We start from the raw sequence: 21,081 nt of genomic DNA on the forward strand, positions 1-21,081 counted from the left end.
CGGCATCCGCTCACCGGCAGAGCTGCTCGGCAAGGCCGGAGACGCCCGCCGATAGAATGGCGAGTCCGTGCTGCGCGGAGCATCCCCCACGGAGCACCTGCCGCAGCGCACATGCCATTCAAGGAGCCCATCCCGTGACCGACACGACCTCGCCTGCCGAGACCGACGAGCCGACCGAAGAGGAAGTCTTCGAGCAGAAGGCCGTGCGGCTGGCCAAGCGCGAGCGGCTGATCGCGGAGCGCACGGATGCCGCGGGCGGGGCGTACCCGGTCAGCCTGCCGATCACCGACACCATCCCCGCGCTGCGTCAGCGCTTCGCGGAGCTGGAGGCGGGAGCCGAGACGGGCGTCACCGCCGCCGTCGCGGGTCGTGTCGTCCTGAGCCGCAACGGCGGCAAGCTCTGCTTCGCGACGCTGCAGGCGGGAGACGGCAGTCGCATCCAGGCCATGGTGTCGCTCGCCGCCGTCGGCGACGAGTCGCTGCAGGCGTGGAAGGAGCTCGTCGACCTCGGCGACCACGTGTTCGTCAGCGGCGAGGTCATCTCGAGCCGTCGCGGCGAACTGTCGATCATGGTGTCGGAGTGGGCGATCGCGGCGAAGGCCGTCCTGCCCCTGCCGAACCTGCACAAGGAGCTCAGCGAGGAGAACCGTGTCCGCAGCCGTTTCCTCGACCTGATCGTGCGCGATCGCGCCCGCGAGACCGTCGTCGCGCGGGCAAAGGTGAACGCGAGCCTGCGGGCGACGTTCGCCTCGCACGACTTCATCGAGGTCGAGACGCCGATGCTGCAGGTGCAGCACGGCGGCGCCTCCGCCCGGCCGTTCATCACGAACTCGAACGCCTTCGACGCCGACCTCTACCTGCGCATCGCGCCCGAGCTCTTCCTGAAGCGCGCCGTGGTGGGCGGCATCGACCGGGTCTACGAGATCAACCGCAACTTCCGCAACGAGGGCGCCGACTCGACGCACAGCCCGGAGTTCGCGATGCTCGAGGCCTACCAGGCCTACAGCGACTACCACGGCATCGCCGATCTGACGCAGGAGCTCATCCAGAACGCCGCGATCGCCGTGGCCGGCTCCACCACGGTCACCTGGGCGGACGGCACCGAGTACGAGCTCGGCGGCCAGTGGGACCGCCTGTCGATGTACGGGTCGCTGTCGGAGGCGGCCGGCCGAACGATCACGCCCGAGACGCCGTTCGAGGACCTCGTCGCGCTCGCGGAGGCGGAGGGCGTCGACCTGCCGCCGCACGCGATCCACGGCAAGCTCGTCGAGGAGCTGTGGGAGCACTTCGTCAAGCCCGGCCTCACCCGCCCGACCTTCGTCATGGACTTCCCGCTCGACACCAGCCCGCTCGTGCGCGAGCACCGCTCGATCGGCGGCGTGGTCGAGAAGTGGGACCTCTACGTGCGGGGCTTCGAGCTCGCGACCGGCTACTCCGAGCTCGTCGACCCGGTCATCCAGCGTGAGAGGTTCGTCGAGCAGGCCAAGCTCGCGGCCCGCGGCGACCTCGAGGCGATGCGGATCGACGAGGAGTTCCTGCGCGCGCTCGAGCACGGCATGCCGCCGACTGGGGGCATGGGCATGGGGATCGACCGCCTGCTCATGGCGATCACGGGGCTCGGCATCCGAGAGACCATCCTCTTCCCGCTCGTCAAGTAGTTCGGCCGGTCGCCCGCCGCCGGGCATCGCGTCACCGTCCGTTCGCACGCCGGAAGGCCCAGTCGGGCAAGTGCCCGGCACCGACGAACGAGAGCACGATCTGAGACAGACCGTGTTCGGGCTCGATCTCGCACGCGCGCTCGGCGTAGGCCGCCGCATGGGTCGAGCGTCCGAGTGCCCACGACAGCCAGGCGCACATGGCGAGGGCGCCCGGCTGCGATGCGCGCGGCGAGAGTGCGGCGGCGTGCCTGGACAGGGCGAGTGCGGCCTCGAGCCGTGAGACCTGCGGCTGCTCGCCCTCGCCCCACATGCGCATCGCGAGGTGCGCCGGATACTCCTCGCCGGCCTCCCAGCGCAGCTGCGCGTCGAACGCCTCGTCACCCTGCGCGAGGTTGCCGCTCCACTGCACCAGCGCCACGTCCCGCAGCGCGGGACGTGCGAGGCACCACACCAGAGCGGCCATGCCGTACACGTCCCCGGCTGCGAGCTGTCCTGAGAGAGCGTCTTCGAAGAACCGCGGCAGGTCGTCCAGACGGCAGACCGTCGCCAGCGCCTGCGGGTCGACCCGCGATGACGCCTCGCTGTCGGATGCCTCGTGCTCGACGGCGCCTGACACCGGAGCCGGGACTGGTCCGAGGTCGCTCGCACGTGTGCGCGGTGAGATGCCGGTGACCGCACCACTCGTCGGCCGGGCGACCGGCCGCGCCACCGGCCGCCCGAACGAGTCCCGATCGTGGTCCGGCGCCGCGGAAGCCCGTGGTGACGCGGAAGCCGGTGATGACGCGTTGCGCCGCGGTGCAGCGCGGCGCGGCCGGCGAACAGAACGCCCCGAGCCGCCCGCGGTGCCGCTGTCGGCATCGGGCCCGCACAGCACCGAGACCGCTTCGCCGAGGGCGGTCATCGCCTTCGCCACCTGGGCCCGTTCCTCGGCCGAGCATGCGGGCAGCTCGGCGCCGGTGGCCTGGTCGCCGTCCGGCGCGGGGACGTCGTCCGGGCCGACCCAGGTCAACTCGTCGAGGGGCCGCCCCGCCGCCGGACGGTCCTCGTCCAGGAACGATCCCCACCCGTCGGCGGCGACGCACAGCAGGTCGGTGACGCGCAGGCCGCACGCGTCCGCGCGGCGCTCGAGCGCAGCGAAGAGCTCGAAGTGCGGCATCCGTCCGTCGTCGTGGAACCGGGCATCCGTATACGCGATCGCGGCGATGGCATCGGCCTCCGGCAGGCGGCAGGCCATGCCCGTCACGGTCGCCGCGGTGCGGTCGAGGGATTCGCCGTCGCCCTCGGGCAGGTCGAAGCGCATCGCTCCGAGACTGCTTCCGCCATGAAACGGGATCACCACGAGACTGCGGGTCGGGTGGTATCCCAGCATGCGCGGGACGACGGACAGGAACTGCGCGGCATCCGCGGCTTTGACGACGGTGGGGGTCATGAACGATGAGCCTCGCGGACCATACCGCGGCGCGGGACGTGGATGGGTTCGACTGGGGATGGCTTCGAGAACGGGCCGCGGGAGCGCATCGGGGGAGGAGCCGGCGACGGCTGTGCACAGGTCGCGCATCGCGCCCATCTCCGCCGGCTGGGGCGGAGCGATACCCGCACCGCGTATCCTGGAGACATGGATTACTGGGTCGCGGCGCTGTGGACGCTCCTGCCGACCGTCCTCGTGTCGCTGATCTTCTTCTTCGTGCTGCGCAGCATCGTCCGCGCCGACCGCACGGAGCGGCGGGTCTACGCGAAGATCCAGGCCGAAGAGCGCGCCAAGCGCGGACTGCCGCCGGTCGCCCCCGGTCCGGCCGACGGCTGACGTCCACCCCCCTCTCACGACCCCACCGCCCTGCGCGCCGGTCTGCTGAGCCGCTGACCGGCCGGCGCCGGCGCGGTCGCGACACCACCGCCTGCGCAGAGGCGTCGGTCGCCCCCGATAGTGTGAGCAGACCGCCGCCCTTCCGCTCCGTCCGACCCTGTCGAGAGGCACTGCTCGATGATCACCATCACGTTCGATGCGACGTGGTGGGTGGTGCTCGTCTTCGTCCTCGACCTCGTGATCCGTGTGGCGGCGATCATCATCGTCCCGCGCAACCGGCGCCCGACGGCGGCGATGGCGTGGCTGCTCGCGATCTACTTCATCCCGATCATCGGGGTGTTCCTGTTCCTGCTGATCGGCAACCCCCGGCTCCCGCGCAAGCGGCGGCGCAAGCAGGAGCGCATCAACGACTACATCCACGACACCAGCACGTCGCTCGACTTCGGCACGCTGCGCCCGCACGCCCCGGCCTGGTTCACCTCGCTGGTCACGCTGAACCGCAACCTCGGTGCCATGCCCCTCGCCGGCGACAACGCCGCGCACCTGATCCCGGACTACCAGGAGAGCCTCGACGCAATGGCCGATGCCATCCGCGAGGCGAAGCGCTATGTGCACGTCGAGTTCTACATCCTGCAGACGGATGCCTCGACCGACAACTTCTTCCGCGCGCTCGAGGAGGTCGCGGCCCGCGGTGTGACGGTGCGGGTGCTCCTCGATCACTGGGCGAACCGTGGCAAGCCGTACTACAAGCGGACGCTCAAGCGCCTCACCGACATGGGCGCGGAGTGGCAGCTGATGCTGCCGGTGCAGCCGCTGCGCGGCAAGTACCAGCGGCCCGACCTGCGCAATCACCGCAAGCTCCTCGTCGTCGACGGCCGCGTCGCCTTCACCGGGTCGCAGAACGTCACCGACTCGACCTACAACCTCCGCAAGAACATCAGGCGCGGCCTGCACTGGGTCGACCTGATGGCCCGGATCGAAGGCCCGGTCGTGGCATCCGTCAATGCGGTGTTCCTGAGCGACTGGTACAGCGAGACCGATGAGGTGCTCACCGACCAGATCGACCTCTTCGACGTGACGAGCGGACCGGGCGACCTCGACTGCCAGATCGTCCCGTCGGGACCGGGGTTCGAATTCCAGAACAACCTCAAGCTCTTCGCGGGCCTCCTCTACGCCGCACAGCGCAAGATCATCGTGGTCAGCCCGTACTTCGTGCCCGACGAGGCGCTGCTCCTCGCGATCACGACGGCGTGTCAGCGCGGCATCCATGTCGAGCTCTTCGTGTCGGAGGAGGGCGATCAGGCGATCGTCTACCACGCGCAACGCAGCTACTACGAGGCGCTGCTGCGGGCGGGCGTCAAGATCTGGATGTACAAGAAGCCGTACATCCTGCACACCAAGAGCCTGACCATCGACGACGAGGTCGCGATCATCGGCTCGAGCAACATGGACATGCGCTCCTTCGGTCTCAACATGGAGATCTCGCTGTTCGTGCGCGGCGAGGAGTTCGTGCGCGAGATGCGGACCGTCGAAGACAGGTACCGCTCGCTCAGCCGCGAGCTCACCCTCGCCGAGTGGGAGAAGCAGCCGCTGCGCTCGACCGTGCTCGACAACCTCGCCCGGCTCACCTCCGCCCTGCAGTGAGGCGATCTCCCGGCGGATCGTGACCAGTGCGTGACCGTCGTTACTGAGATTTGGGCGCCGGTTACGACACCATAGGGATGACGGATGCCGCGGGGGATGGCGTCCGCGAACCGAGGAGGCTCTCGCATGCCCAACCGCTCTCGCTCACTCGCCGTCGCGACAGGCATCGTGCTGCTCGCCGCCGGCCTTCTTACCGCCTGTGCCACTCCCGCCGGTTCCGGGGGGACGCCATCCTCGTCCGCCACGACCAAGGGCGACGACGGCAACGAGCAGGACGTCAGCGCGGCCTGGCTCGACGGCGGACGCATGGTCGGCATCGTCACGCAGGGCAGTTCCACCTGCGTGCCCACCGCCGAGGAGGCCACCTACGCGAACGGCGTGATGAAAGTCACCCTCGTGGAACCCGCCGCCGACACGGCCTGCACGCGCGACCTCGTCCCGCGGGTCTCGCTCGTGGGAACCCCGAAGGGCGTCGATCCCGCCAAGGGTGTCGAGATCGAGGTGACCGGCGACGGCGGGCAGGGCGACACCGACCTCGACGGCGTCCCGGACCTCGCCACCGGCGGCGAGACCGACTACCTTCCGAGCGCCGGCTGGACCGACGTCGACGGCCAGTTCGTGATCCTGTCATGGGGCTCGTCGACGTGCGCACCCGTGATCGAGAACACCGAGGCGACCAGCGCCAGCGAGGTCACCGTGACCTTCGTGACGCCGCCCGCAAACCAGGTCTGCACGATGGACATGGTGCCGCGCGGCGTCGTCACGGCGGTGAACGGTCTCGAGGACGAGGACGCCGACACCTTCGCGATCCTGACCGGTGCCGAGTTCGACAACGTCCGCATCCCGATCTACCCGAACTGACGCGTGTGATTCCGGATGCCGCGGCCCGCGGCATCCGGAACAGCACGGAGCTCGACCCTCGTTCTCGCGTCGCGAGCGAACGCTGCAGTTTGCTGCGAGCGCGCCGCCGCCCGATGCGGCTCTCGCCGGAAACTGTCGCGTTCGCGCCGAGCGGATGCCTCGGCTACGAGTCCGCGCGCACCAGGAGATCGCCGATCTCGCAGTCGAGCGCGCGGCAGATCGCCGACAGCGTCGAGTAGCGGATGGCGCGGGCCCGGTCGTTCTTGAGGATCGACAGGTTCACCACCGACACCCCGACCAGCTCGGACAGGCGGGTCAGCGTCATGCCCCGCTCGAGCAGCAGCTCGTCGAGCCGGCAGTGGACACCCGAGGGCCCCTCGTCGTCGGCCGGGGTCATACGAGTCCGTCCGTGTCGCGCTGGAGGCGGATGCCGCGGCGGAACGCGAGCGAGATGAGGCCGAGCACGATCGCGGCGATCCAGATCGGGATGAACGACGCGGTGATGGCCCAGGAATCGGGTAGGAATTCGCCGAGGCCTGCGGCGGCGAGGACGCCGTTGCGTCCGAACGTGTCGAGAAAGTAGACCGCCAGCGCCCCGCCCAACATCGTCCAGCTCGCGGCGTCGAGGAGCCGCGGATTGGTCGGGTCGAAGAACCGTCCCCTGAGGAACCGCACCGCCAGCGTTCCGAAGAGCGCGATCACCACGAGCCATGCGGCCGCGCTCACGATGATCGACGCGCCGACCGAGAACGTCGAGACGGCGTTGACGCCCACGGCGATCACGTCGCCTTCGGTCACGCGCACCGTCGTCACGGGCAGGCCGTCAGCGGGCGCGAAGTCCGCAGGCACCCCGGCGAACGGCACGGGGACCGAGATCCCTTCGAGCGTGAAGGTCTCGAGCCATCGGACGACCGATGCCACCACGACGATCGCCGCGACCACGCCGGCGACCACCAGGGTCGAGATGATGTCGTTGCGCTCCTTGGTCGTCGTCTCGGGCATCAGACCAACCCCTCCGTCTCCCGCTGCAGGCGCGTGCCGATCTGGAACGCAGCCGCGACGAGTGCGAGCGCGAAGCTCCAGCCGACGGGTGCGAGGTCGAGCTGCATCAGGAACATCCAGAAGACGTCGGTGACATCGGGGTTCGTCGCCGTAAGATCCTCGACGAGCATCGCCCGCCCCCACGCCCCCGCGAACTGGCCGAAGAGTCCACCCGCGATCACGAGGCACGCCACGACACCGATCGCGGCCGGCATCGAGGTGCGGAACGGCCGCGCGCGGATCAGCGAGACGCCGAGCCACCACGCCATCGCGCACACGCCGATCGTGGCGAGTGCGGGAAGCGCACCCTCGAGCAGCAACAGCCAGCTCACGCCGGTCGGCAGTGATGCGAAGGTGACGTCGGCAGAGGTGTACACGGCGGCGGTCACGTCCGTGATCCCGTCGAGGGCCTCGACGTCGCCACCCGTCACCGGCATGGCGACGGTCGGGTCCTCTCCGAAGACGCCGATCGCGCGCTGCACGATGGCGACGAGCGCCGCGATCCCGACGCTGACCGCGCCGGTGGCGATCAGTCCCAGAGTGATCCCTTCGGCGAGCGAGACGTGTGTCCGCTGTGAGGAGTGCATTGCTCGGCTCCGTCCATATCGATAAACGTTGTTATCGACAAACGATATGCCACACGACCGCCTCGGCGCAAGGCATCCCGCATCTCAATGTCGGCGCGGCCGCGCTATGCCCACGGCGAACACGGCCGTACGCTCCCGACCGCCTCGTTACCCTCGATGTAAGGCGCAGTGGGCTCAGCAGACCCGCATCGCCCAGGAGGAGTGAATGATGTTCGAGAGATTCACGGACCGTGCCCGTCGTGTCGTCGTCCTCGCCCAAGAAGAGGCGAAGATGCTGAACCACAACTACATCGGCACCGAGCACATCCTGCTCGGTCTCATCCACGAGGGTGAGGGCGTCGCCGCCAAGGCCCTCGAGAGCCTCGGCATCTCGCTCGATGCCGTGCGCGAGCAGGTGCAGGACATCATCGGCCAGGGTCAGCAGCAGCCGACCGGCCACATCCCCTTCACGCCGCGTGCCAAGAAGGTGCTCGAGCTGTCGTTGCGCGAAGCGCTGCAGCTCGGTCACAACTACATCGGCACCGAGCACATCCTCCTCGGCCTCATCCGTGAGGGCGAGGGCGTCGCCGCCCAGGTGCTGGTGAAGCTCGGCGCCGACCTCAACAAGGTCCGCCAGCAGGTCATCCAGCTGTTGTCCGGCTACCAGGGCAAGGAGCCCGCCGGCGTCGCGAGCGGCGCGGGCGAGCAGACCCAGGGCACCACCCAGGGAGGTTCGCAGGTGCTCGACCAGTTCGGCCGCAACCTCACGCAGGCCGCACGCGACAACAAGCTCGACCCGGTGATCGGACGCGAGAAGGAGATCGAGCGCGTCATGCAGATCCTGTCGCGCCGGTCCAAGAACAACCCCGTCCTCATCGGCGAGCCCGGTGTCGGCAAGACCGCGGTCGTCGAGGGTCTCGCACAGGCGATCGTCAAGGGCGACGTGCCCGAGACGCTGAAGGACAAGCAGGTCTACTCGCTCGACCTCGGCTCGCTCATCGCCGGCTCGCGCTACCGCGGCGACTTCGAGGAGCGCCTGAAGAAGGTCACCAAGGAGATCCGCACGCGCGGCGACATCATCGTCTTCATCGACGAGATCCACACCCTCGTGGGTGCGGGTGCCGCCGAGGGGGCGATCGACGCGGCGTCGATCCTGAAGCCGCTCCTCGCCCGTGGCGAGCTGCAGACGATCGGTGCGACCACGCTCGACGAGTACCGCAAGCACTTCGAGAAGGATGCCGCGCTCGAGCGCCGCTTCCAGCCGATCCAGGTCGCCGAGCCGAGCCTGCCCCACGCGATCAACATCCTCAAGGGTCTGCGCGACCGCTACGAGGCGCACCACAAGGTGCAGATCACGGACGGCGCGATCGTCGCGGCGGCGAACCTCGCCGACCGCTACATCTCGGACCGCTTCCTGCCCGACAAGGCGATCGACCTGATCGATGAGGCCGGCGCCCGCCTGCGCCTGTCGATCCTGTCGAGCCCGCCCGAGCTGCGCGAGTTCGACGACAAGATCGCCAAGGTCCGCGAAGACAAGGAGCGCGCCTCCGAGGACCAGGACTTCGAGAAGGCTGCGGGCCTGCGCGATGAGGAGAAGTCCCTCCTCGCCGAGCGCCTGCGCCTCGAGAAGCAGTGGCGCTCGGGTGACGTCGCGACGCACGCGGTCGTCGACGAGGGGCTGATCGCCGAGGTGCTCGCCCAGGCCACCGGCATCCCGGTCTTCAAGCTGACCGAGGAGGAGTCGAGCCGTCTCGTCTTCATGGAGAAGGCGCTGCACCAGCGCGTCATCGGCCAGGAGGAGGCGATCGCCGCGCTGTCGAAGACGATCCGCCGCCAGCGTGCTGGACTCAAGGACCCGAAGCGCCCCTCGGGCTCGTTCATCTTCGCCGGCCCCACGGGCGTCGGCAAGACCGAGCTCGCCAAGGCGCTCGCCGAGTTCCTCTTCGACGACGAGCACGCGCTGATCTCGCTCGACATGTCGGAGTTCGGTGAGAAGCACACCGTCTCGCGCCTGTTCGGTGCCCCTCCCGGGTTCGTCGGGTTCGAAGAGGGCGGCCAGCTCACCGAGAAGGTACGCCGCAAGCCGTTCTCGGTCGTACTCTTCGACGAGATCGAGAAGGCCCACCCCGACATCTTCAACTCGCTCCTGCAGATCCTCGAAGAGGGTCGCCTGACCGACGGCCAGGGTCGCATGATCGACTTCAAGAACACGGTGATCATCATGACGACGAACCTCGGCTCGTCGGCGATCGCCGGAGGCCCGGTGGGCTTCCAGGTCGAGGGCAACGCCGGCACCACGTACGAGCGCATGAAGGGCAAGGTGAACGAGGAGCTCAAGCGCAACTTCAAGCCCGAGTTCCTGAACCGCGTCGACGACATCATCGTCTTCCCGCAGCTCGACAAGGACGAACTGCGCCAGATCGTGGGTCTGTTCACCAAGCGCCTCGGCGAGCGCCTGCTCGATCGCGACATGACCATCGAGCTGTCGGATGCCGCGAAGGACAAGCTCATCGAGATCGGCTTCGACCCCGCACTCGGTGCGCGCCCGCTGCGTCGCGCCATGCAGCGTGAGGTCGAGGACCGCCTGTCGGAGAAGATCCTGCACGGCGAGCTCCACCCGGGCGACCACGTGAAGGTCGACGTCGAGGACGGCGAGTTCGCGTTCGAGCACGGCCCGCGCGGCGAGAAGGTCGCGGTGGGCGTCGTCCACAACGGCGAGATCTCCGCCACGCCGGATCTCGCGGCGAACGCGTAACCCTTCGACAAGCTCAGGGACCGGCAGCGGTTGCTGAGCCCGTCGAAGCACACGAAGAGCGGATGCCGCGGCCCAGAGCCGCGGCATCCGCTCTTCTGTGTCCGCTCAGTGGTGACCACCTGCGTGGTCGAGGATTCAGGAGACACGCCGCAGCCGGCGCCCCGGGTGAGGGCCCAGCGGCGATTCTCTGAATCCTCGACGGGCGGGACACGGGGACCGGCTGCCGGAGCCGGGGATCTACGCTGGACGGGTGGCAGAGTTCACGGTCAGGCCCGCGCGCACGCGCGATGTCCGCCGCATCCAGGCGCTTCTCGAGCCGTTCGTGCAGCGGCGCATCCTGCTCGGCAAGGACCTCGTCGTCCTCTACGAGGCGACGCAGCAGTTCCTCGTCGCCGAAGACGCGGACGGCGAGCTCGTCGGCTGTGGCGCGCTGCACGTCATGTGGGAGGACCTCGGCGAGGTCCGCACGCTGATCGTGGCCGACGGCTGGCTTCATCACGGCGTGGGGCGGGCGATCGTCGAGGCGCTCGAGGCGAACGCCCGCACACTCGGGCTGTCGCGCCTGTTCTGCCTGACGTTCGAGGTGGACTTCTTCACGCGCCGGGGGTTCACGCCGATCGGCGAGCAGGTGGTGGATCCCGACGTCTACTCCCAGCTCATCCGCTCGCCCGACGAGGGCGTCGCCGAGTTCCTCGACCTCGCGCACGTGAAACCGAACACGCTGGGCAACACCCGCATGATGAAGCGCCTCTGACCGGCGCCATGGCGAGGCCCGTCCGGCTCGGCGTGTCCGGGCGCGCCGACGGGAGAACACCGGCGACGCGGTTAACCTGTGAGCATGACCGGCACCACTCCGCGACGCCGCCCCTCGCCGGCGGTATACCGTCGCCGGCGTCTCGTGCTGCTGATCGCTCTGCTCGTCATCGCGGGCGTCGTCTGGCTGTTGATCGCTCAGCCGTGGGCGGTCGCCGCGACGGACTCGTCGAAGAAGCCCGACACGGAGCAGTCGCAGAACTCGGCCGAGTCCCTGCCGGTGCCGTCGTCGCAGGCGACCGTCGGGGGCACGGACACCGGCGTCGTCGAGGGCGCGGTGGTGGAGGGCGCGACGCCGACGCCCGGTGCGACGCCGGTGGCGGCGCCCTGCGTCGCCAGCGAGATCACGGTCGATCCCGTGACGAGCGCCGACACCTACGCGGGCGACCAGAACCCGCAGTTCTCGATCACGCTCACCAACAACGGCGCCGACTGCACCCTGAATGTCGGCACGAGCGCCCAGTCGTTCACCGTGACGAGCGGTGACGACGTGTGGTGGCGCTCCACCGACTGCCAGAGCGAGCCGAGCGACATGGTCGTGCTGATCGCGGCCGGCCAGACCGTGTCGAGCGCCGCACCCCTCACGTGGGACCGCACCCGCTCGGCCGTCGGCACCTGCGCCGACGGCAACCGGCCTCTCGCGCCCGGGGGCGGGTCGTCGTACCACCTCTCGGTCGAGATCGGCGGCGTCGCGTCGACCGAGCCGAAGCAGTTCCTCCTCTACTGAGGAGATCCGCGTATCTCCGCTGTAGATCAGGCCTGAGTCCGCCTGGAAACAGGGGCGCTGGCAAGGGCGCCCGTTCGACTCGGCGGCGGAGCAGAGTCAGTCCCTCCGTCGCCGAGTCACACCATGACAGCTCGGTCCCCGAAGTGTCACCGGCACAGCGGGCCACGTGTTCACGATGTGAAGCCCTCATTGCGGAATGCGCAAATTGCCGGAATCACATGCTCATGCGCCGTTGGCTATGCCATCGTGGCTAGTGGTTTCGTCGGCACGCCAGTCCCATCCCCAGTGGGTCCTCGTTGGGCGGTGCGGGTTCCTGTCCCCAGCAGGAACCGCACACGCCGTAGAAGCCCGGTCCCCCTCGAGCTTCGGTTAGCTGGCAAGCACGGGCTCGAGGGGGGCTGCTCAGAAAGCGCCCGCACAACTCGGCCGTTCCCCAGTTTCCCCAGTTGGCTTGTCGCGAGGCGAGACCCCCAGAGTCTCCCCAGCGCCCCACAACGTCGCCAAGCAAAAAACTACCTTGTCCCCCAAACGGGGGACATCCACTTCCGGGCATCTTGCGGAAATCTTGCGCTTTCCTTCTACTCCCGTTCAGACGGCCGCGGCTCTTGCCCCGGAGGAACAGCAGTCCGCCTCCGCCGCACGCGTTTCCCCGCGGGCGGTCGCGCGGACCTGCCCCGCCGGTCGGGCAGCGTGATTGTGCCTACCGGTGAGCAAGTGTGGATTCTCCACACGTCGCTTCTTGTTATCGACGCCGACGATCGGCGCGATGGCTTGCCTGCTCATGCCCGGTGGGAAGTTCGGCGACGAGTTCCTGCCGATGGTCGCGCCCCAATAGCAAAAGGCGCGTCGCCCAGGTTGGTGCTTGTCCACCGGGCCGGGGTTCCTTTCCCCGGCCAGGCTTCGCGCCTACCACCGACACCACGACGGGTGTACCCTCGCCATTGCAGCCCTCTCACCCGACACGGGAGAGCCGCACCACGCCTTTTGGGTGCTGGAGAACCGTGGTTCTGGCAAGGGCGCCGGTTCGGTCCGGCGACGAAGCTGGGTCAGTCCCTTCGTCGCCGGGCTTAATGAGCCGCCGTGGATGCTTGGCCCGTCCAACCGCGGCGGTAGCGGGAAGTTCATCGTCGGCAGCGTCTCACTTCGAGGCTGCGCCCCATCGCATCAACCATGCTCAGAGGCGTCTCAAGTAGATACTCACCCCGTCATCATCTTCGACGTTGAGATACTTCTGCCCTGTCCACAGCTCAACTGAGGTCGCTGCTCCGCCCGACGCCGCTCGGCTGCTCGCGCGACGACGGGTCGCGGCATCCGTCGACCGAGTGCAACGACGAAGCGGGACGGCGCCCCACGCCGCCCCGCTTCGCCCTCCCACCTGAGGGTCTGGCCGAACTCCTCTAGGTCTTGTCGCCGAACACCTCGGTCTCCATCGCGTCGTAGCCCTCCTCCAGGGGGTCACCGTGGGTGCCGCCCGAGAGCGCGTACTCCTCCTCCGGCGAGAGCACGAGGCGGTGCCGGAAGTAGAGCGCGAACCCGACCAGGATCACGACGTAGACGATGGCGATGGCCACGATGGCCGGACGGGCAGGCTCGTTGATGAAGAAGCCGAAGAAGATCAGCACCGAGACGGCGCCCGCGATGACGGCGCCGGGGATGCCCCACGGGCTGCGGTACGGGCGGTCCGCGTTCGGATACTTGCGGCGCAGGATCACGTACGACGTCATCTGCAGCGCGTAGGCGATGACCGCCCCCCAGATCGCGATGTTCAGCACGATCGCTCCCGCCACGCCGGTGGTTCCGCCGAGCGAGTCCACGAGCACGAGGGCGACGAAGCCGATCACCGCGCCCACCACGAGCGCGACCCAGGGGGTCGCACGCTTGCCGGTGAGCGACAGGAACTTCGGGTAGTAACCCGCCCGCGACAGCGAGTACATGTTGCGCCCGTAGGCGAACATGATGCCCTGCAGCGAGGCGAGCAGACCGATGAGTGCGAACAAGGCGAGCACGGCCGCCAGTTCGTCGCCGACGATGGCCCGGAAGCCGTCGAGCAGCGGCTCTCCTGCGGTGCCGGTCGCCTCGGCGCCGACCACACCGGTGTTGAGGAACAGCACGAGCAGGCCGGTGACGATCAGGGTCGTGCGGGCGATGAAGCCGGCACGGGGGATGTCGCGCTCCGGATTGTGCGACTCCTCCGCCGCGAGCGGGAGCTCCTCGATCCCGAGGAAGAACCACATCGCGTACGGCAGCGCGAACAGGATCGGGATCACGCCGTGCGGCAGGAAGGCACTCTGGCCGGGATCGGGAGCGATGTCGAAGAGCTTGTCCCAGCTGAACTGGCCGGAGAAGATCGCCATCACCGAGAAGACCAGGATGATCGCGATCGAGATGATCGACACGACGATCGCGAACTTGAAGGAGATCGCTGCGCCCGCGGCGTTCAGCGCGATGAAGGCGGCGTAGAGGATGATCCACCACACCCACGTCGGCATCGAGAAGTTCAGCAGCTCGCTGGTGATCGCGTCGGCATAGGACGCCGAGAAGTACACGATGACCGCGGTCGTCGCGACGTACTCGATCGTCTCGGCGGCGCCGGTGACGAGGCCGCCCCACGGCCCCATCGCGGAGCGCGCGAACGAATAGGCCCCGCCGGTGTGCGGCATGGCTGCCGCCATCTCGCCGATGGAGAAGATCATGCCGTAGTACATGACGACGAGGATGGCGAAGGCGATGAGCATGCCGCCGAAGCCGGCGAAGTCGATGCCGAAGTTCCATCCTGAGAAGTCGCCCGAGATGACGGCGGCGACCGCGAGGCCCCACAGGCCCCAGACGCCGGCGGAGCGCTTCAGGGTGCGCTTCTGGAAGTAATCGTGGCCGGCGCGTGTATAGGTCGCTCCCGCGACCTTCGACTGTCGGCGGGAAGAGGATGCCGGGGACTCCGGCGGAGTGGCACTGCTCGCTTGGGACATCGGTCCTCCAAGGATTAGCGAAGGGAGGTGCGCTCGGGTGCGCGGATGCGCTTTTCGCCGATTGTGGTGCCTATTGGTCGGCTGTGTCTACCTTTGAGGAGGAATTTGGTTAGAGTGTGCGGGTGAGCGCGGTTCGGGGGGACCGCGCTCACGAGTCCGTCGGACGTCGACACAGGAGGAGGAGCGGATGCCGGGAAACCTCACCGTCGAGCAGTTGAACGCCGGGATCGCGGCGGGCGACATCGACACCGTCGTCGTCGCCTTCGCCGACGCGCAGGGGCGGCTGGTCGGCAAGCGCGTCTCGGCACGGCTCTTCCAGGAAGAGGTGCTGCCGCACGGGGCCGAGGCCTGCAACTACCTGCTGTCGGTCGACGTCGACATGAACACCGTCGATGGGTACGCCATGTCGAGCTGGGAGACCGGCTACGGCGACATGATGCTGCGACCCGACGTCACGACCCTCCGCCGCCTCCCGTGGCAGCCGGGATCGGCGCTGGTCATGGCCGACCTCACGTGGGAGAACGGCGAGCCCGTCGTGCAGTCGCCCCGCGACATCCTCAACCGGCAGCGCGCCCGCCTGGCGGACCGGGAACTTGTGGCGTTCTCGGGCACGGAGCTCGAGTTCCTCGTCTTCGACGATACCTATCGGGATGCCTGGGCCAAGGGCTACCGCGATCTCACGCCGTCCACGGACTACAACGTCGACTACGACCTGCTCGCCTCGGGGCGTCTCGAACCGCTGCTGCGCGACATCCGTCTCTCGATGGACGGTGCCGGCCTGTACACCGAGGGCGTCAAGGGCGAGTGCAACCTCGGCCAGCAGGAGATCGCGTTCCGCTACGCCGAGGCGCAGGAGACCGCCGACCAGCACGCCATCTACAAGAACGGTGCCAAGTCCATCGCCGACCGGCACGGCAAGGCGCTGACGTTCATGGCGAAGTTCAACGAGCGTGAGGGCAACAGCTGCCACATCCACCTTTCGGTGCGATCGGCCGTCGGTGATCCCGTGATGGCGGGCGACGGCGAGCACGGCTTCAGCCCGCTCATGGAGCACTGGATCGCCGGCGTGCTGGCGACGCTCCGTGAGTTCACGCTGCTGTTCGCGCCGAACATCAACTCGTACAAGCGGTTCGCGAAGGGGTCGTTCGCCCCCACCGGCATCGCGTGGGGAATCGACAACCGCACGTGCGCACTGCGGGTCATCGGCCGCGGCTCGTCGCTCCGCGTCGAGAACCGGGTGCCCGGCGGCGACGTCAACCCGTACCTCGGCATCGCTGCGATCATCGCGGGCGGCCTGCACGGCATCGAGAACGAGCTGCCGCTGCCCGAGCGGCTCGAGGGCAACGCGTACACCGCGGGCGTCGACCACCTGCCGACCACGCTGCGCGAGGCGGCGCAGCTGTTCGGCGAGTCGGCCATCGCCCGCGACGCCTTCGGCGACGAGATGGTCGAGCACTACCTGAACCAGGCGCGCATCGAGATCGAGGCCTACGACGCTGCCGTGACCGATTGGGAGAGGGTCCGTGGGTTCGAACGGCTCTGACGCTTCGACCGGCTCAGCGACCGGGGGTGCCGGCTCAGCGACCGGGGGTGCCGGGGCGACCGGGGGTGCCGGCTCAGCGACCGGGGGTGCCGGGGCGACCGGGGGTGCCGGCTCAGCGACCGGGGGTGCCGGGGCGACCGGAGGTGCCGGGGCGAGTTGGGATGCGGTCCCTGAGCCTGTCGAAGGGCGCCGGCCGGTCATCGGCCTGACGACCTACCTCGAGCAGGCGAAGCAGGGGGTGTGGGACGTCCGCGCCGCGTTCCTGCCGCAGCAGTACTTCGACGCGGTGACCGCGTCGGGCGGCATCGCCGTCCTGCTGCCGCCACAGCCCGAGCCCGACACCGCGGCCGCCAGGGTGCTCGACGGGCTGGACGGCCTGATCCTCACCGGGGGACTCGACGTCGACCCGTCGCTGTACGGCGCGGAGCGCCATCCGCTCACCGATCCGGCGCGTCCCGATCGCGACGCGTGGGAGCTCGCCCTGTTCCGCGGCGCGGAGGAGCGACGGATGCCGGTGCTCGCGATCTGCCGTGGGCTCCAGCTCGTCAACGTGGCGCGCGGCGGCACGCTGCACCAGCACCTGCCCGAGGCGCTCGGCACGGAGCGGTTCCGCATCGGCGGCGGGGTCTTCGCGACCAACGAGGTCGCCGTCGATGAGGGCTCGCGTCTCGCGGAGCTCGTGGGCGTGGGTGGCCTCGACGTGCACAGCTACCACCACCAGGGCATCGACCGGCTGGGTGCGGGGCTCGTCGCGACGGCGCGCACCGACGACGGCCTGGTGCAGGCGTTCGAGTCGGACGGCGACGGGTACGTCCTCGGCGTGCAGTGGCACCCCGAGGAGAACCGCGAGGACCGCAGGCTCTTCGCAGGGCTCGTGGCGGAGGCATCCGCGTTTCGTCTCGCTTCGCTCGCTCAACGACCGGAGGTAGGTTCTCGGTCGTCGAGCGAGACGGAAGGTCCCGAGTCAGGTCCCCGGTCGTTGAGCGAGCGCCCTTCGACAAGCTCAGGAACCGCGAGCGAGACGAAACGCACCGAGGCGGTTTCCCGGTCGTCGAGCGAGCGCGCTTCGACGAGCTCAGCGACGGCGCGCGCCCCGCGGTCGAACGGGGTGCTGGCATGACGTCCACGTTCACCGTCATCGACCCGACGACCGCGCGGCCGATCCGCGAGATCGCCCGCGCCGATGAGGCGCAGACGGATGCCGCGATCGCCCGTGCCGTCGTCGCCCAGCGTTCGTGGGCGTCGCTGCCGCCCGTTGCGAGGGCCGATGCGCTGCGCGCGTTCGCGCGCGTCGTCGAAGCGCATGCCGAGGAGCTCGCGCAGCTCGAGGTGCGGAACTCCGGGCATCCGATCGGCTCGGCGCGGTGGGAGGCGTCGCACGTCGCCCAGGTGCTGAACTTCTACGCCGGCGCCCCCGAGCGTCTGAGCGGGCAGCAGATCCCGGTCGCCGGTGGGATGGACGTGACGTTCCACGAGCCCTACGGCGTCGTCGGCATCATCGTGCCCTGGAACTTCCCGATGACGATCGCGTCGTGGGGCTTCGCCCCGGCGCTCGCCGCGGGCAACGCCGTCGTGCTCAAGCCGGCCGAGCTGACGCCCCTCACCGCGATCCGCCTGGGTGAGCTCGCGCTCGAGGCGGGGCTCGCCGACGGTCTGTTCACGGTGATCACCGGGTCGGGCTCCGTCGTCGGGCAGCGGTTCGTGTCGCACCCCGACGTGCGCAAGGTCGTCTTCACCGGCTCCACCTCGGTGGGGATGGATGTCGCGGCCGGCTGCGCCCGCGAGCTCAAGCCCGTGACGCTCGAGCTCGGCGGCAAGAGCGCCAACCTCGTGTTCGCCGACGCGGACCTCGAGAAGGCGGCGGCCGCCGCGCCGGGAGCGGTGTTCGACAACGCCGGACAGGACTGCTGCGCGCGCAGCAGGATCCTCGTCGAGCGCTCGGCGTACGACCGCTTCCTCGAGCTGCTCGAGCCGGCCGTTCGGGCGTGGCGGGTCGGCGACCCCGCCGACGAGGGGACCGACATGGGACCTCTGATCTCGGCATCCCATCGCTCCACCGTCGCGGGATTCCTCGATGGGACCAACGTCGCGTTCCGCGGCTCGGCGCCCGCCTCGGACGACCCGATGCTCGGAGACGGCTTCTGGTTCCCGCCGACCGTCGTGCTCGCCGAGCCGCATGACCGCATCGCACGCGAAGAGGTGTTCGGCCCGGTCGTCGCGGTGCTGCCGTTCGACGACGAGGCCGACGCGATCCGCCTCGCGAACGACACCGCCTACGGTCTTGCGGGCTCCATCTGGACGGAGAACCTCGGGCGCGCGGTGCGGGTGTCGCGGGGTGTCAAGAGCGGCGTGCTGTCGGTGAACTCGCACTCGTCGGTGCGGTACTGGACGCCGTTCGGCGGCATGAAGGCGTCGGGGCTCGGCCGGGAGCTCGGGCCCGACGCGGCGGAGCACTTCACCGAGACCAAGAACGTCTTCTTCGCGACGGAATGAGAGGAACAGCATGGATCTGACCCAGCGGCTGAAGGACCGGGTCGCGATCATCACCGGCGGTGCCTCCGGCATCGGCCTCGCGACCGCGCGGCGCTTCGCCGCGGAGGGTGCGCGCGTCGTGATCGCCGACCTCGACCCGGTCACCGGCGAGGTCGCTGCCGACGAGGTCGACGGCGTGTTCCGCGCCGTGGATGTCGCGGACGAGACCCAGGTCAACTCCCTCTTCGACGGCGTCGCGGCCGAGTTCGGCCGCGTCGACATCGCCTTCAACAACGCGGGCATCTCGCCCGCCGACGACGACTCGATCGAGACCACCGAGCTGCCCGCGTGGGATCGCGTGCAGGACGTCAACCTCAAGAGCGTCTATCTCTGCTCGCGCGCGGCGCTGCGCCACATGGTGCCGGCGGCTAGCGGCTCGATCATCAACACCGCATCGTTCGTGGCACTGCTCGGCTCGGCCACGTCGCAGATCTCCTATACGGCGTCGAAGGGCGGCGTGCTCGCCCTGACCCGTGAGCTGGGCGTGCAGTTCGCGCGACAGGGCATCCGCGTCAACGCGCTGTGCCCGGGGCCGGTGAACACTCCGCTGCTGCAGGAGCTCTTCGCGAAGGACCCCGAGCGCGCCCAGCGCCGGCTCGTGCACGTGCCCATGGGGCGCTTCGCCGAGCCCGAGGAGCTCGCCGCCGCCGTCGCGTTCCTCGCCTCGGACGACGCGTCGTTCATCACCGCCACCGCGTTCGTGGTCGACGGCGGCATCACCAACGCATACGTCACACCGCTGTGAGAAAGGCCGGTCGTTGAACGAGCGAAGCGAGTCGAAACGCCCCGGGCGGGTGCGGAGAGTCCGGTGCGTCTCGTCTCGGTCGCTGCTCTCCCTCGCTCAACGACCGGGGCTCGACGAAGGCGGTGTCGCATGACCGATGCTCCCCTGCACGAGGTGCGCAGGGCCGTCTACCGGCCGGTGCGCGAGGGTAACGCGCTCGAAGACACCGTCGCACGCCTGGTGCAGACCATCCGGCTCGGCGTCGTCGCGCCGGGGGAGTCTCTGCCATCGGAGCGGGAACTCGCCGTGCTGTACGCCGTGAGCCGCGACACCGTGCGCGAGGCGATCCGCGAGCTGGCCGACACCGGCTACCTCGTGCGCCGGCGCGGCCGGTACGGCGGCACGTTCGTCGCCGATCCGCTCCCGCAGCCGCCGCATCCGCGCGACGTGACGGCGGCCGAGCTCGAAGACGTGCTGGGCCTGCGTCGCGTGCTCGAGGCCGGAGCCGCCCGCGCCGCTGCCGCCCGCAGTCTCGACGCCGCCGCGCGCGACGAACTGTGGGCGCGGTACGAGGTCGTGGCCGAGGCATCCGAGACCGACTATCGCCGGCTCGACACGCTGCTGCACCTCGCGATCGCCGAGCTCGCCGGCATCCCATCGCTCGTCGCGCTCGCCGCGGAGAACCGGGCCCGCGTCAACGAATGGCTCGACACCTTCCCGCTGCTGCCGCGCAACATCGAGCACTCCAACGTGCAGCACGAGCACATCGTGACCGCGATCCTCGCCGGGAGACCGGATGCCGCCGAAGCGGCGATCCTCGAACATCTCGCCGGCTCGGAGGCACTGCTGCGCGGGTTCCTCGCCTGATCGGGGTGATCTGCCGCGGGGTCTGCGGGCGATCACGCCGGAACGGCTGATTAGGCTGGACGGGTGGCAAGCAAGAAGCGCGCGAACAAGCAGAAGGAACCGCTGGAGTTCCGCAACACCCAGCTCGCCGACGCGCTCCAGACCCAGGACATGGCAGCCGTCGCCTTCGCGCTGCGGCACGGTCCGACGGTCGCGCCGCTGATGCGGCCCGGCGATCGCGACAACCCGCTCGACGTCGGGGAGGTGTGGACGTACCGCGACCCGAAGACCGGCGATATCGCGCTGCTGCTGTTCAGCGACGCCACGCACAAGCCCGCCTCACTGCCGCCCGGCGTCGCACTCCAGTCGCCGGCGTGGCTGCGCGCGTTCCTCGGCGCTCACGAGGACGAGATCACGACGGTCTTCTTCGACATCGCCGGCCCCCACCCGCTGCAGGCGTCGCCCGCCGACCTGATCGCCGCACTCGACGCCTGACGCGTCCAGCGGTGAGCTTCACCGGGTTTGGGGCGCGTCGCACCCGTCTGGGGCGCGTCCGGTGCGCCCCGAACGACAATTCTGCGCCCCAAACCCCTGATGCGCC

At 69.3% G+C, this 21,081-nt stretch carries 17 protein-coding genes and 1 pseudogene; 13 read left to right on the forward strand and 5 right to left on the reverse strand.

Annotated features, from left to right (window positions below; translation table 11 throughout):
• Positions 1-134: 134 nt before the first annotated feature.
• Entirely contained in the window at positions 135-1,658 is a 1,524-nt protein-coding gene (gene lysS / locus NCG93_RS06010; RefSeq protein WP_194414837.1) for a lysine--tRNA ligase, read from the forward strand.
• A 31-nt stretch (positions 1,659-1,689) separates the two neighbouring features.
• Here the strand turns inward: lysS and NCG93_RS06015 are convergent, their stop codons facing one another.
• Positions 1,690-3,087, reverse strand: coding sequence for a DUF4192 family protein (locus NCG93_RS06015; RefSeq protein ID WP_194414836.1), 1,398 nt, complete (start codon positions 3,085-3,087; stop codon positions 1,690-1,692).
• Between the two features lie 186 nt (positions 3,088-3,273).
• On the opposite strand from NCG93_RS06015, the gene NCG93_RS06020 reads away from it, so the two are divergent.
• The 3 genes from NCG93_RS06020 (at position 3,274) to NCG93_RS06030 (ending at position 5,967) form a co-directional block, all read left to right on the forward strand.
• Positions 3,274-3,462 carry a hypothetical protein gene (locus tag NCG93_RS06020; protein WP_194414835.1) on the forward strand — a complete coding sequence of 63 codons (189 nt, stop codon included), beginning with the start codon at positions 3,274-3,276 and terminating at the stop codon, positions 3,460-3,462.
• A gap of 177 nt (positions 3,463-3,639) precedes the next feature.
• Positions 3,640-5,106, forward strand: a complete 1,467-nt coding sequence (gene cls / locus NCG93_RS06025; RefSeq protein WP_194414834.1) for a cardiolipin synthase — start codon at positions 3,640-3,642, stop codon at positions 5,104-5,106.
• A 126-nt stretch (positions 5,107-5,232) separates the two neighbouring features.
• Positions 5,233-5,967: a hypothetical protein gene (locus NCG93_RS06030; protein WP_194414833.1), complete on the forward strand. Its 735-nt coding sequence runs from the start codon at positions 5,233-5,235 to the stop codon at positions 5,965-5,967.
• Positions 5,968-6,130: 163 nt separating this feature from the next.
• Here NCG93_RS06030 and NCG93_RS06035 read toward each other — a convergent pair whose 3' ends face one another.
• The 3 genes from NCG93_RS06035 to NCG93_RS06045 are packed head-to-tail and all read right to left on the reverse strand — an operon-like array spanning position 6,131 to position 7,595.
• A complete protein-coding gene (locus tag NCG93_RS06035) occupies positions 6,131-6,364 on the reverse strand; it encodes a helix-turn-helix domain-containing protein (protein WP_194414832.1) in 234 nt (77 codons plus the stop codon).
• Complete coding sequence (locus tag NCG93_RS06040) at positions 6,361-6,969, reverse strand: hypothetical protein (protein ID WP_194414831.1); 609 nt, start codon at positions 6,967-6,969, stop codon at positions 6,361-6,363. Before NCG93_RS06040 ends, NCG93_RS06035 begins: the two co-directional genes overlap by 4 nt.
• The gene (locus NCG93_RS06045) at positions 6,969-7,595 is read right to left on the reverse strand and encodes a hypothetical protein (protein WP_194414830.1); all 627 of its coding nucleotides are present in this window, start codon (positions 7,593-7,595) and stop codon (positions 6,969-6,971) included. Before NCG93_RS06045 ends, NCG93_RS06040 begins: the two co-directional genes overlap by 1 nt.
• A gap of 208 nt (positions 7,596-7,803) precedes the next feature.
• Here NCG93_RS06045 and NCG93_RS06050 point away from each other — a divergent pair, with 208 nt between their 5' ends.
• The 3 genes from NCG93_RS06050 to NCG93_RS06060 all read left to right on the forward strand — a co-directional run bounded on the left by NCG93_RS06050 (position 7,804) and on the right by NCG93_RS06060 (position 11,869).
• Positions 7,804-10,329 carry an ATP-dependent Clp protease ATP-binding subunit gene (locus NCG93_RS06050; protein WP_194415014.1) on the forward strand — a complete coding sequence of 842 codons (2,526 nt, stop codon included), beginning with the start codon at positions 7,804-7,806 and terminating at the stop codon, positions 10,327-10,329.
• 250 nt (positions 10,330-10,579) lie between these two features.
• Positions 10,580-11,083, forward strand: a complete 504-nt coding sequence (locus tag NCG93_RS06055; protein ID WP_194414829.1) for an amino-acid N-acetyltransferase — start codon at positions 10,580-10,582, stop codon at positions 11,081-11,083.
• 84 nt (positions 11,084-11,167) lie between these two features.
• Positions 11,168-11,869 carry a hypothetical protein gene (locus NCG93_RS06060; RefSeq protein ID WP_194414828.1) on the forward strand — a complete coding sequence of 234 codons (702 nt, stop codon included), beginning with the start codon at positions 11,168-11,170 and terminating at the stop codon, positions 11,867-11,869.
• 1,397 nt (positions 11,870-13,266) lie between these two features.
• Here NCG93_RS06060 and NCG93_RS06065 read toward each other — a convergent pair.
• A complete protein-coding gene (locus tag NCG93_RS06065; protein WP_194414827.1) occupies positions 13,267-14,835 on the reverse strand; it encodes an amino acid permease in 1,569 nt (522 codons plus the stop codon).
• A gap of 187 nt (positions 14,836-15,022) precedes the next feature.
• Between NCG93_RS06065 and NCG93_RS06070 the strand changes: the two genes are divergently transcribed.
• From NCG93_RS06070 to NCG93_RS06095, 6 genes and pseudogenes are all read left to right on the forward strand, one after another.
• A complete protein-coding gene (locus NCG93_RS06070; RefSeq protein ID WP_194414826.1) occupies positions 15,023-16,378 on the forward strand; it encodes a glutamine synthetase family protein in 1,356 nt (451 codons plus the stop codon).
• A gap of 199 nt (positions 16,379-16,577) precedes the next feature.
• Positions 16,578-17,273, forward strand: a pseudogene (locus NCG93_RS06075) (gamma-glutamyl-gamma-aminobutyrate hydrolase family protein); the annotation flags it as partial.
• Positions 17,274-17,494: 221 nt separating this feature from the next.
• Positions 17,495-18,871, forward strand: coding sequence for an aldehyde dehydrogenase family protein (locus NCG93_RS06080; protein ID WP_194414825.1), 1,377 nt, complete (start codon positions 17,495-17,497; stop codon positions 18,869-18,871).
• Positions 18,872-18,881: 10 nt separating this feature from the next.
• On the forward strand, positions 18,882-19,655 hold the full coding sequence (locus NCG93_RS06085) for a 3-oxoacyl-ACP reductase (RefSeq protein ID WP_194414824.1): 774 nt from the start codon (positions 18,882-18,884) through the stop codon (positions 19,653-19,655).
• A gap of 129 nt (positions 19,656-19,784) precedes the next feature.
• Positions 19,785-20,501, forward strand: coding sequence for a FadR/GntR family transcriptional regulator (locus NCG93_RS06090; protein WP_194414823.1), 717 nt, complete (start codon positions 19,785-19,787; stop codon positions 20,499-20,501).
• A 63-nt stretch (positions 20,502-20,564) separates the two neighbouring features.
• Entirely contained in the window at positions 20,565-20,975 is a 411-nt protein-coding gene (locus NCG93_RS06095; RefSeq protein ID WP_194414822.1) for a dehydrogenase, read from the forward strand.
• The last annotated feature ends 106 nt before the right edge of the window (positions 20,976-21,081 follow it).

It is taken from the genome of Microbacterium yannicii (assembly GCF_024055635.1).
GTDB classification, from domain to species: domain Bacteria; phylum Actinomycetota; class Actinomycetes; order Actinomycetales; family Microbacteriaceae; genus Microbacterium; species Microbacterium yannicii.